This is a genomic window from Gordonia polyisoprenivorans NBRC 16320 = JCM 10675 (genome assembly GCF_000241325.1).
GTDB lineage: Bacteria > Actinomycetota > Actinomycetes > Mycobacteriales > Mycobacteriaceae > Gordonia > Gordonia polyisoprenivorans.
The window spans coordinates 26416-38102 of sequence record NZ_BAEI01000007.1 but is presented as its reverse complement, the minus strand read 5'-3'; the positions used below and the strand labels follow the sequence as shown (position 1 = coordinate 38102).

General features: G+C 66.4%; 13 protein-coding genes and 1 pseudogene. 10 read left to right on the top strand and 4 right to left on the bottom strand.

Annotated elements, in window-relative coordinates:
- Positions 1 to 15: 15 nt before the first annotated feature.
- Positions 16 to 426 (bottom strand): annotated as a pseudogene (locus GOPIP_RS29845) (DUF3995 domain-containing protein); the annotation flags it as partial.
- 183 nt (positions 427 to 609) lie between these two features.
- On the opposite strand from GOPIP_RS29845, the gene GOPIP_RS02610 reads away from it, so the two are divergent.
- Positions 610 to 2145: an APC family permease gene (locus GOPIP_RS02610; protein WP_006367971.1), complete on the top strand. Its 1536-nt coding sequence runs from the start codon at positions 610 to 612 to the stop codon at positions 2143 to 2145.
- On the opposite strand, the gene GOPIP_RS02605 is transcribed toward GOPIP_RS02610, so the two are convergent.
- Positions 2131 to 3276 carry a metallophosphoesterase gene (locus GOPIP_RS02605; RefSeq protein ID WP_006367970.1) on the bottom strand — a complete coding sequence of 382 codons (1146 nt, stop codon included), beginning with the start codon at positions 3274 to 3276 and terminating at the stop codon, positions 2131 to 2133. The genes GOPIP_RS02610 and GOPIP_RS02605 overlap by 15 nt on opposite strands.
- Positions 3277 to 3422: 146 nt before the next feature.
- On the opposite strand from GOPIP_RS02605, the gene msrC reads away from it, so the two are divergent.
- Positions 3423 to 3902 (top strand): free L-methionine (R)-S-oxide reductase MsrC, encoded by a 480-nt coding sequence (gene msrC, locus GOPIP_RS02600; protein ID WP_006367969.1) that lies wholly within the window; start codon positions 3423 to 3425, stop codon positions 3900 to 3902.
- Here msrC and GOPIP_RS28985 read toward each other — a convergent pair.
- Positions 3851 to 4012, bottom strand: coding sequence for a hypothetical protein (locus tag GOPIP_RS28985; protein WP_165776308.1), 162 nt, complete (start codon positions 4010 to 4012; stop codon positions 3851 to 3853). The genes msrC and GOPIP_RS28985 overlap by 52 nt on opposite strands.
- A 180-nt stretch (positions 4013 to 4192) precedes the next feature.
- On the opposite strand from GOPIP_RS28985, the gene GOPIP_RS02595 reads away from it, so the two are divergent.
- From GOPIP_RS02595 to GOPIP_RS02585, 3 genes are all read left to right on the top strand, one after another.
- Positions 4193 to 4639, top strand: coding sequence for an Hsp20/alpha crystallin family protein (locus tag GOPIP_RS02595; protein WP_006367968.1), 447 nt, complete (start codon positions 4193 to 4195; stop codon positions 4637 to 4639).
- 66 nt (positions 4640 to 4705) lie between these two features.
- Positions 4706 to 4885, top strand: coding sequence for a hypothetical protein (locus tag GOPIP_RS02590; RefSeq protein ID WP_006367967.1), 180 nt, complete (start codon positions 4706 to 4708; stop codon positions 4883 to 4885).
- 139 nt (positions 4886 to 5024) lie between these two features.
- The gene (locus GOPIP_RS02585; RefSeq protein WP_006367966.1) at positions 5025 to 5501 is read left to right on the top strand and encodes a glutathione peroxidase; all 477 of its coding nucleotides are present in this window, start codon (positions 5025 to 5027) and stop codon (positions 5499 to 5501) included.
- Between the two features lie 103 nt (positions 5502 to 5604).
- On the opposite strand, the gene GOPIP_RS02580 is transcribed toward GOPIP_RS02585, so the two are convergent.
- Positions 5605 to 6654 (bottom strand): NAD(P)-dependent alcohol dehydrogenase, encoded by a 1050-nt coding sequence (locus tag GOPIP_RS02580; protein WP_006367965.1) that lies wholly within the window; start codon positions 6652 to 6654, stop codon positions 5605 to 5607.
- Positions 6655 to 7070: 416 nt separating this feature from the next.
- Between GOPIP_RS02580 and GOPIP_RS02575 the strand changes: the two genes are divergently transcribed.
- The 5 genes from GOPIP_RS02575 (at position 7071) to GOPIP_RS02555 (ending at position 11685) form a co-directional block, all read left to right on the top strand.
- Complete coding sequence (locus GOPIP_RS02575) at positions 7071 to 7991, top strand: metal ABC transporter solute-binding protein, Zn/Mn family (RefSeq protein WP_244421103.1); 921 nt, start codon at positions 7071 to 7073, stop codon at positions 7989 to 7991.
- 4 nt (positions 7992 to 7995) lie between these two features.
- On the top strand, positions 7996 to 8799 hold the full coding sequence (locus GOPIP_RS02570) for a metal ABC transporter ATP-binding protein (protein ID WP_006367963.1): 804 nt from the start codon (positions 7996 to 7998) through the stop codon (positions 8797 to 8799).
- Between the two features lie 7 nt (positions 8800 to 8806).
- Positions 8807 to 9700, top strand: a complete 894-nt coding sequence (locus GOPIP_RS02565; protein ID WP_006367962.1) for a metal ABC transporter permease — start codon at positions 8807 to 8809, stop codon at positions 9698 to 9700.
- Entirely contained in the window at positions 9700 to 10560 is an 861-nt protein-coding gene (locus tag GOPIP_RS02560; protein ID WP_006367961.1) for a metal ABC transporter permease, read from the top strand. Before GOPIP_RS02565 ends, GOPIP_RS02560 begins: the two co-directional genes overlap by 1 nt.
- Positions 10561 to 10650: 90 nt before the next feature.
- Positions 10651 to 11685, top strand: coding sequence for a GGDEF domain-containing protein (locus GOPIP_RS02555; protein WP_050955228.1), 1035 nt, complete (start codon positions 10651 to 10653; stop codon positions 11683 to 11685).
- Positions 11686 to 11687 lie beyond the last annotated feature (2 nt).

Genomic DNA, 11687 nt, shown 5'->3' with positions numbered 1-11687 from the left:
CGCCAACGCCACACCCCACGCGAGAAACAGTGGGTCCCAGAGCAATGCGTGGCCGACGGCCGCCGCGCTGTCGAACGGCTCGGGCCGGGGTAACACTCCGAGGAGCAGCAGCCCCGCCGTGGTGGTGTTGATGGCGCCCCAGGCGATCAGCGCCGTGGCACCGAGCCAGTAGCCGGGCCGAAGCACGCCGGCGCCTGGTCGTCGAGCAGTCAGTGCGGGTGCCATGGCCAGAACTGCCTTGGCCATCCCGATGAGGACCAACAGCCAACGGCCGTCGGCGAATTGGCCCTCGGAGATTCTGTCCGCAGTCTGCCCGACAGTGTTCAGCAGAGCGTCGCCACCCAGACCCCAGTAGATACTGGCCCCGGCGTGAACGAGACCGAGGACGGCGGCGATACCCAGAGCGGTGGACGCGCGTGCTGTCATGCACTCATCCTCGGCCGATGCCCACCGTGACACATCCGGTCGAACCCCGGGATCGCACCCCGGAATCGTTGTCGGGGTCAACCCCGAGTGCGTGAGTCGGGCCATGTCGGATTCGTGTGGCGCGATACACCGCCCACGGCGTGTTCGGTGACGCCAACCCCGGCGGCGGGTTACCGTCGAGCGATGACTGAGAGACCGTCGACCGAGAGACCAAGGACGCAGAGCCGGGGGATCTTCCGGAAGAAGTCGGTCGATACGGTCATCCACCAGAACGACGAGGGGCATCAGCTCGAGGGCGGGCGACTCAAGCAGGCGCTGCGGACCCGTGACCTGATCGGGTTCGGCGTCGGAATGGTCATCGGCACCGGCATCTTCACCCTCACCGGCGTGCAGGCCAAGAACAACGCCGGTCCCGCGATCATGATCTCGTTCGTCGTGGCCGGTGTGATCGCGTTGTTCGCCGCATTCTGTTACGCCGAGCTGGCTTCGGCGGTACCGACCGCGGGGTCGTCCTACACCTACGCCTATACCACGCTCGGCGAGATCATCGCCTGGATCATCGGCTGGGACCTCATCCTGGAGTTCGCCCTCGGCGCGGCGGTGGTCTCGCGCGGCTGGTCCGGATATCTGCAGGATGTGTTCAATCTGCCGACGACCTTCTTTGGCGAGAGCTCGACGGTCAACCTCGGAGCGGTGGCGATCGCTCTGGTGCTCGGCGTGGTCGCCACCATCGGCATCAAGGAATCCGGTTGGCTCACCAACGCTTTGGTGTATCTCAAGGTGAGCATCTGCGTGTTCATCATCATCGCCGGGTTGTTCTTCATCAAGGCCGCCAACTACACCCCGTTCATTCCGCCTGCACAGCCGACCGGCGGGGACGGTGGGTTGAGACAACCGTTGTGGCAGTGGGCCACCGGCGTCGAGGCGACGGCGTTCGGTGTGGCCGGAGTACTGTTCGCCTCGGCGGTCGTGTTCTTCTCCTACAGCGGATTCGAGATCGTCGCGAATCTCGGGGAGGAGACCAAGAATCCGGCCCGCGCCATGACCCGTGGATTACTCGGCACCCTGCTCATCTGCACGGTGCTCTACGTGGGGGTGTGTTTCGTCGTGGTCGGCATGGTGCACTACACCGACCTCAGTGAGGGTGCGCCGCTCTCGGATGCGTTCAATCAGGTGGGCTTGAGCTGGGCGGGCGTGCTCGTCGGAATCGCTGCGGTCGCCGGCCTGACGTCGGTGATCCTCGTCGACATCGTCGGTATGTCGCGGATCGGGTTCGCGCTCGCCCGTGACGGTCTGGTGCCGCACTCGGCCGGCAAGATTCACCCGAAATGGCAGACGCCGTACCGCATCACGATGCTGACCACCGCGGTCGTCGTGCTCCTCGGTGCCTTCGTCCCGCTCTCCGCGCTTGCCGAGATGGTCTCCATCGGTACGCTTTTCGCATTCCTGGTCGTGTCCGTCGCCGTCCCCGTCCTGCGCCGAACCCAACCGGAGATGAAGCGTCCGTTCCGGGTTCCGTGGTCGCCGGTACTGCCGATCATCTCGGCGATCTGCTGCGCCGCGCTGATGGTGAACCTTGCGATCGAGACCTGGATACGGTTCGTGGTCTGGCTGGTGATCGGTTTGGGTATCTACTTCTTCTACGGCCGCACGCACTCCAATCTGGCTCGTGCGAACCGGGATTCGTCGGTCCGGGCCGAGGAGTCACCCGCGTCGTAGCGTGAGGATCGCCACCTCGGGTGGCGCACCGACCCGCACCGGTGGGCCCCAGGCGCCGGCGCCGCGCGTCGTGTACAGCGTCGTCTCGCCGACCCGGTCGAGGCCCTCGACCGACGGCTGCTGCAGCGGCACGAGGTAGCGGATCGGCCAGATCTGACCGCCATGGGTGTGACCCGAGAGTTGCAGATCCACACCGAGATCCGAGGCCTGCAATGCCTGTCGGGGTTCGTGGGCGAGCAACAGGCGAAAGCGTTGCGGGTCACTGCCGGCCAGGGCGCCCTCGAGGTCGGGCCGGTAGGGTTCGGGCGCGCTGTGGTCGTGGATGCCGACCACGTCGATCGTCGCCCCGCCCCGGCTGACGGCGACTCGCTGGTTGCGCAGCGTGGTCACGCCCACCCGCTCCCACTCGTCGAGCCATCGTCCGCCGTCGTCGCTGTAGAACTCGTGATTGCCGCTGACCCCGAATACCCCGAGTGGTGCGCGAAGTGCGGTCAACGGTGCGAGATCGCCGGAGAGTTCGGCGACCGTTCCGTCGGTGAGGTCACCGGCGATCGCGATCAGGTCCGGCCGCTGCGTGTTGACCAGGTCGACGACGCGCCGGGTGAAGTCGCCGTCGCGGGCCGGTCCGACGTGCAGATCGGAGATGAGCGCCACCCGCGTGCCGTCGAAGGATTCGGGGAGGTCGGCGAGTCGGATCTCGGTGTGGGTGACCCGCGGGTCGGCCGCCTCGACCACCCCGTACGCGGTGAGTGCGACTGACGTGACGGCCACGGCCCCGGTCGCCGCGCGGACCGCCTGCAGGCGGCGCCGGCGTCTCGGCTCGGCGAGTTCACTCGATGACCGCCGGATGACCAGCCGCCAGATGAACGCGCCGATACCGACCACCGCCAACCCGAGCACCAGGTACAACACCGTCGCCAGCCAGGTCAGCCCGAGCCACGCCAGGGGACGAAAGGTCGAGGGATTCAGTCCGCGCCCGGTGGCGATACCGACGACGGCCAACGCCCAGAACGCGACGAGCAGGGCGTCGGCGATCACCGACCAGGGGCGCGGCAGCGCTGTGGCCCGCACGAGGCGACGATGCAGCCAGAAGGTGATGAGCGCGAGGAATGCGGCGAAGAAGACAATCATGGCAAGTTGCCGCGAACACTACCGCAGAACGGGTCTTAAGTGCTCATCCGTTCCCGCACGCTCAGTTCGGATCGCGGGTGATCTTATGCCCGGCATCCGGGTACAACATCACCCGGAACCATCCGGGCGGAGTCCATGATGGAGTGATGAGCTTCGACATCGCGACCGCCCAGACCGGCACCTACACCGAGCTCGCCGAGGCCGCAGCAGGCCTTGTCGCCGGCGAGCACGACCGTATCGCCAACGCGGCCAATATCTCAGCGCTGGTGTATCACTCACTGCCCCAGCTGAACTGGGTCGGCTTCTACTTCTTCGACGGTACCGAGCTGGTCGTCGGGCCGTTCCAGGGCAAGCCCGCCTGCGTGCGTATCGGTCTCGACCGCGGAGTGTGCGGCGCAGCGGCACGCACCCGCACGACGCAGCGCGTCGCCGATGTCCACGCGGTCCCCGACCACATCGCCTGCGACGCGCAGAGCCGCTCGGAACTCGTCGTGCCCCTCGTCGGCGCCGACGACGAGTTGATCGGCGTCTTCGACCTCGACAGCCCGGTACCGGAGCGTTTCACCGCCGACGATCAGCGCGGACTGGAGGCCATCGCGGCGGTCTTCGTCGACTCGTTGCGGTGATCGCCGCGCACCGGCGTCGCCATCACCGTCGACCACCAGGTCGACAGCGGCGACGGCTCGGGCCACACCACGTCGGTGCGGGCGGGTGCATCGTGTTCACGGTCGGTCATGCTGTCCTCCTTGTCTTTTCGCCGTGAGACGATCGATGACGACGTCGTTGAAGACTATTAGCACTCTTTTGCTTCGAGTGCTAGACGAGCGCGCGCAGCGGGGTTATATTGGGACCCGTACAGCGTGAGAGCTGCCTGTCAAAGGGTGGCAGGCAGCCTGGTCTTCAGGAGGTGAGTGCTGTGCTTCGTTTTGATCCGTTCAGTGATGTCGACGCGCTTGCTCGTGGATTGATGACCGGCTCGATGGTCGGTAGTCAGCGCGCCCCGCGGTTCATGCCGCTGGATCTGTACAAGGTCGGCGATCACTACATGCTGATCGCCGACATGCCCGGCGCCGATCCCGGATCGATCGACGTCAACGTGGACAACGGCGTGCTGACCCTCTCGGCGCAGCGCAGCGCCCCGTCCGACGACGGAGTGCAATGGCTGGCCAGTGAGCGGTTCTCGGGGAGCTATCGCCGCCAGATCACCCTGGGCGACGGCATCGACCCGGCGCGCATCTCGGCGACCTACGATAACGGTGTGCTGCATGTGAGCATCCCGCTCGCAGAGGAGGCCAAGCCGCGCAAGATCGCCGTCGAGACCAAGAGCGATCCGCACGCGATCGCGGCCGGAACATCGGGCTGAGACAACCGGTCGGGCCGAGGCAACCCATGGCCGGCCGGGGAACCGAGGACAACGCAGGAGGTTGTGATGAACATGCCCGCGCAAGAACCGATTCCGAAGGCCGACGAGGCCGACTGGGTGGAACAGACCGTCGAGGTCACCGACGACTCCGGCGTCGACGAGTATCCGTACACGCCCCACGATGACGGTCCCGACACGGAGGAGGGGCCGACTCCGGGTGAGCAGCGCACGCCCGGTTCGCGCTGAGCGCACGGAGCTCGTGTCGCCGACGCGGTAATCGATGGCGGTGGCGTCACCGACAACGGTGTCGCCACCGCCATCGCCGTATGAACCGGCGGGCGTACGCTCGATGTGACGTCACCGACATACGACCCCGGGGGATCTCGTGACCACTGCCTACGACTTCACCGCCACCGATATCGATGGCAATCCCGTCGATCTGAGCACTTATCGCGGCCATCCGCTGCTCATCGTGAACACCGCATCCAAATGCGGATTCACCCCGCAGTACCAGGGTCTGGAGAAGTTGCACCGCGAGTACGCCGACCAGGGGCTGGTGGTCCTCGGATTCCCGTGTGACCAGTTCGCCCACCAGGAGCCCGGTGACGAGGACGAAATCAAGAACTTCTGCTCGTTGACCTACGACGTGACCTTCCCGATGTTCGCCAAGGTCGACGTCAACGGCGACGACGCCCATCCGCTGTATCAGTGGCTGCGCCAACAGAAGTCGGGAATCCTGGGCAGCCGGGTCAAATGGAATTTCACCAAATTCCTCGTCGACAAGTCGGGTGCGGTGGTGGCGCGGTTCGCGCCGACGGTCAAGCCGGAGAAGCTCACCGACGACATCGACAAAGTACTCTGACCGGCGGCGCACCGAACAAGAATTCCTGGTACGACAACTGCGGGGCACCGGTGTGAACCGGTGCCCCGCAGTTGTTTCCCTTACGCGGTCGCGATGCGGCAGATCAGTCGGCCAAGGTCGCCGCGTCGATGACGAAGCGGTAGCGCACGTCGCTGTCGACGACGCGATCGTATGCCTCGTTGATCCCGTCGGCGCTGATCGTCTCGATCTCTGCGCCGATGCCGTGCTCGGCGCAGAAGTCGAGCATCTCCTGGGTCGGGGCGATCCCGCCGACCATCGACCCGGCCAGCGAGCGCCGATTGTTCAGCAGCGGGAATGCCTTGAGCTGCAGGGGATGTTCGGGCAGTCCGAGTTCGACGAAGGTGCCGTTGACCGCGAGCAACGAGAGGTACTGGTTGAGGTCGAGGTTCACCGACACCGTGTTCAGGATCAGATCGAACTCGTTGCGCAGCGTGCGGAAGGTCGACTCGTCACTGGTCGCGTAATAGTGATCTGCACCGAACCGCTTGCCGTCCTCCTCTTTTCGCATCGACTGGCTGAGCACGGTCACCTCGGCGCCGAGGGCGTGGGCGATCTTGACGCCCACGTGCCCGAGCCCGCCCATGCCGATGATGGCGACCTTCTTGCCCGGCCCGGCGCCCCAATGCTTCAACGGCGAGTACAGCGTGATGCCCGCACACAGAAGGGGAGTGGCGACGTCCAGCTCCAGGCCGTCGGGAATCCGCAGCACGAAGTCCTCGGTCACCACGACCTGCTGTGAATAGCCGCCGTGGGTGAATTCGCCCTCGTAGGTGGTGGAGTTGTAGGTTCCCACAGCACCTTTCACGCAGTACTGCTCGTCGCCGTCCTTGCAGGGGCCGCACTCGCCGCAGGACTGGACGAAGCAGCCGACGCCGACGCGGTCGCCGACCTTGTGCCGGGTGACCTCGGAACCGACCGCGGAGACGGTGCCGGTGATCTCGTGGCCGGGCACCACCGGGTAGGTGGTGCCGCCCCATTCGTTGCGGGCGGTGTGGATGTCGGAGTGGCAGATGCCCGCGTAGGCGATGTCGATGAGGACGTCGCGCGGCGCGAGGTCCCGACGTTCGATGGTGGTCTTCGACAGCGGCTGGTCGGGTGCGGTGGCGATGTAGGCGTTGACGGTTGTCGTCACGGGTGTCCTTCCCGAGCGCACGCCGCAACCCGGGGGATGTCGGGGGAGTGGCGCGGCTCTGATCGATTGCCTGCACCATCCATTGTGCTCCACATATGGCCGCGCTCGCATACTCGCAGCGCACGCCACCGGAAAAGCCGTAATCGCCCATGATGCGGTGATTGCGCAGACGATGGGAGGCACTATGGCGTCCCTAAGGCCGTCTGGATCGACGACGACCGCCCGCCGAGCCCCGGCCCGGGTCCGAATCCCCGGTGAAAATTCATGCGCGCCAGCGCATCTGGTACTTATCGCCCGATAGACGATCTTCTTCGCAAATCGCCCGACGGGGTAGCTGCCGCTCGGTTCGCGTCGTACCCTCCTCGTGTTAATGGTTGTCGTTGCCAGTAGGGCGTGAAGCCCGGGACGGATCGAGAGTGCGCATCAGCAGAATGGCGGTGGCGGCGGTGGCTGCCGCGGCGGTGGTGATCGGTATCGCAGGATGTTCGAGTTCGTCGAGCGGGACCGACGACTCGACGATCCACGCCGTGGCGGCGGAGAACGAGTACGCCGATGTGCTCTCGCAGGTCGGCGGGCACTACGTATCGGTCTCGGCGATCATGAGCGATCCCAACACCGACCCGCACACCTACGAGGCGAGCCCGTCGGTGGCCAAAGAGCTCCGCGACGCCACCCTGGTCGTACAGAACGGGCTCGGCTACGACGACTTCATGTCCAAGCTCGAGCAGGCGTCTCCGGTCAACGGGCGTAAAGTCGTTGTGGCCCAACAAGTGCTCGGACTGCCCGACTCCACCCCCAATCCGCACCTGTGGTACGACCCCAAGACGATGCCCGCGGTGGCCAAGGCCATCGCCGATGATCTCGGCACGCTGCAACCCGCCCACAAGGACGAGTTCGAGAAGAACGCGGCGGCGTTCACCGCCTCGCTGCAGCCCTGGCTGACCGCGCTGGCGAGCTTTGCCAAGACCCATCCCGCGACACCGGTTGCCGTCACCGAGCCGGTCGCCGACTACTTGTTGCAGGCGGCAGGCACCGATATCAAGACCCCCTGGACGCTGCAGGCGGCGATCATGAACGACACCGATCCGTCGCCCCAGGACTCGACGCTGCAGGACTCGCTGCTGAACGGCAAGCAGGTCAAGGTCTTCCTCTACAACCAGCAGGTCACAGACGACACCACCAGCAAGTACCTGGCGCTGTCCAAGTCACACGGCATCCCGGTGGTCGGCGTGTACGAGACGATGCCCACCGGCTACACCTACCAGCGCTGGATGACCGCCGAACTCGACGCCATGTCCAAGGCCGTCACCGACGGCACCTCGACCGAGAAACTCTGAGCAGGTGGGAGGTCCCGCGGACTCGATCGTTCTCGCCGCGCACAACATCCGGGTGAGCCTTGGCGGCCAACCGGTGCTCGACGACGTCTCCGTCGAGGTGGCGCCGGGAGAGTTCGTGGGACTGATCGGCGCCAACGGTGCCGGGAAGACGACGCTGCTGCGCGTGCTGCTCGGAGTGCTTCGGCCGAACTCCGGGCAGGTGCATCGGCCCTCGCGCGGCGGAATCGGGTACCTCCCGCAGAAGGTCGGCGTCGATGCCGACACCCCGCTGCGTGCCCGCGACATCGTGGCCCTCGGCATCGACGGCGGACGACTCGGTATACCGCTGCGGCGCAGAAGGTTACGGCCCGTCGTCGACGAGGCGCTCGAGGCGGTGGACGCGCAGGCTTTCGCCGACAAGCGCATCGGCGAGCTCTCCGGGGGACAACAGCAACGCGTCCTGCTCGCGCACGCGTTGATCCGGAAACCGCAACTGTTACTCCTCGACGAACCGTTGGCGGGCCTCGACCCCGGCAGCGCCTCGGACATCGTCGACCTCCTCGACACCCTGCGCCGCACCACGGGGGTCAGCATCGTCATGACCGCCCACGACATCAATGTGCTCCTGCCGGTGATGGATCGCGTCGTCTACCTCGCCGGCGGCAAGGCCGTCGACGGCCGCCCCGGCGAGGTGATCACCACCGAGGTGCTCAGCGGACTCTACGGACGGCCCATCCGCGTCATCCGCACCGACGGGCGAGTCCTCGTGCTCGCCGACGATCGGATGTCCTCGCCCGGGCTCGTCGCACCCGACGAGCTCGGGGTCTAGGGGCCGCATGAGTAGCGACGAGTGGCTCACCGGATTCTTCGTCACCGAATCGGTCCAGACCGCACTGCTGGTGGGTGGCTTCGTCGCCGCGGTCGCCGCCGTCGTGGGCGTCTTCACCGTCGTGCGCGGGCAGTCCTTCGCCGGTCACGCGCTCGCCGACCTCGGCGCCGTCGGCGGTTCGGCGTCGTTCCTCCTCGGTATCAGCCAGCTGTGGGGATTCGTGGGGGCCGGCGTGCTCGCGGCACTCCTGATGGAGGTCATCGGGATTCGCCGCATCCAGGGTCGTGACGTGGCCACCGGGGTGATCCTCGGGCTCGGTCTGGGCCTGACCTCGCTGCTGTTGTATCTGGCGACCACCAATGGTTCCGGTGCGTCACACGACGCCACGGTGTCGGTGCTGTTCGGATCGCTGTTCGTCATCGATCGGGCACTGGTGCCGGTCGTCGTCGCCCTCGGCCTCGTCGCACTCGCCCTGGTGGCAGCCATGTACCGGTGGCTGCAACTCGACCTCGTCGACCATGACCTCGCCACCGCCGCCGGCGTGCGAGTTCGGTTGTCCGGCTGCGCCTTCCTGATCGCCTTGGCCCTGGCGGTGGAGTTGTCGTCGCTGACGATCGGCGTCATCCTGTCCACCGCGCTGCTCATCGGGCCACCGGCCACCGCGCTTTTGGTGACCCGGCGGTTCTCCACCGCGATCCTGCTCTCGGTCGTTCTCGGCGTGGCCGCCACCTGGCTGGGCTGTCTGCTCTCCTATGAGAGCCACTATTGGGCTGGTACGCACGGCAATTGGCCGGTCAGCTTCTGCATCGTGACACTGGTGTTCCTCGCCTATCTCCTCGCGCGCGTGCTGTCGGCCGGCCGCCGACGCCACGTCACCATCGCAATACCGGTGCCGAGCTGATGTTCGAGCCGTTTCTGATCAATGCCTGGATCGCCGGTACCCTGGTCGGGATCATCGCGGGTGTGGTGGGGTTCTTCGTCGTCCTGCGCGGGGATTCGTTTCTGGCGCATGCCGTTCCGCACGGTGCCTTCGCCGGCGCCGCGGCCGCGGTCTTGGTGGGCGCCAATCCCCTTCTCGGTCTGGGTGTCGCCGCCACCGCCGGTGCGATGACGATCTCCGCGCTGGGGGCGCGCGCCCGACGTGACGTGGCGACGGCGCTGGGCCTCGTGCTCATGTTGGGTCTCGGTGAGTTCTTCCTCAGCCGCGGCGACCAGTACTCGTCGCAGGTGTATGCCCTGCTGTTCGGGCAGATCCTCGGAGTGTCGACGATCGCCATTGTCCCGATGGTGGTTCTCGGTGCGCTGTGTGTGCTGACGGTGGCCGTCGTGTATCGGCCGCTGCTGCTCGCCTCGGTGCTACCCGACATGGCGGCCGGTCACGGCGTCGACACCCGGTACACCTCGATGGCCATCGCGCTGGTGCTGGCATGCGCGACCACGATGAGTGTGCCGATCGTCGGTGCTCTGCTGATGTTCGCCCTGCTCGTGGGTCCGGCGGCGACGGCCCGGTGCTTCACCCGCAGCCCGGGTCGGTCGATCGCGGTCTCGGTGGTGCTGTCGGTCGGTGCGGTGTGGGCCGCCATCGCCTTGTCGGTGCAGACCGATTGGCCGATCGGGTTCTTCGTCACCGCGATCTGTGCCGCGATGTACATCGTCGGACGTCTTGCCGGCGTCCTCTCGTCACGACGCGTCGGACGGGCCGCGCGAGAACGGGATCAACCTCTGCGGACATCGCACAGGTACTCCACAGCCACCCCGTGACGGTCCTCACGCTGTGAATAAAGTCGTCTATACGTCCGCACATTGGTGGTTCGCTATCGTCTAGCCCATCATCAGGCCGACGGGGAGACGGTGAGTTCCACACTCCAGAGGATCACGCGCACGACGGTGGGTTTGTCGACGCTGAACTTCGCGGTGGTGGCGGCGGTGACGCTGCTCGATCCGACGCGCGGGCCGGTCGGGGACCTCGCACGTACATGGGTCATCGCGTGCATCGTCGCCGATGCCGTCGTGGCGATGGTCTGGTTTGTCAGCGACGTCATGACACACGGCGTGGCCGCACGAGCCTTCGGGATCTGGGCGGACGTCGGGACCGCATCGGTGTTGATCACTTTCGCCGATCCGGGTGAGGCGCTGGTGGGGTGTGTCCTGTTTGCCGTGACCGGGGCGTTCTTCACGTTCTATCTGCCGCGTTCGTGGATGCGCATCCACGTTGTCTTCGTCCTCGGGTTCATCTTGCTGATGGCGGCGCTCTCGGTGCGCGACGGCATGAACTGGCCGACCGTCATCGCCCGCACCGACGTGGTGATCGCCGGTGTACTCGGCCTACCGATGACCATCCAGATCGTGTGGGCCTCCCAACGGCGTCGCGCCCGACTGTCGGAGGTCGACGCACTGACCCGCATTGCCAACCGCCGTGGCCTCGACCGATACGTCGAATCCGTGTCCCGGACGCAGCCCCGTGGCGTCCTCGGCGCGATGGTCATCGACGTCGACTACTTCAAGTCGGTCAACGACGAGTACGGCCACGATACCGGTGACCGAGTGCTGGTAGCCGTGGCGCAGGCGCTCGTCGAGGCCGTCGGAGATGCCGGGACCGTCGCGCGTAACGGCGGTGAGGAGTTCGCAGTGTACCTCGCCCTCGACGCCGCATACGAACTGGATGCGACGACAGCACTCATGCCGGTGCGCGTCACGGTTCCCGGGATCGCGCCGGTCGGCCTCAGCATCGGGGTGGCGTCCGTGTCTATCCGGGCACCGCAGGAGATGGACGCCTCGACCGCCTGGCGTCTACTGGCCGCCGCGGACGAGGCGATGTATCGGGCGAAAGCGCTGGGTGGGGCGCGCGTCGAGAGCGTGGATCTGGCGGGTACCCCGCCCCCGTGACG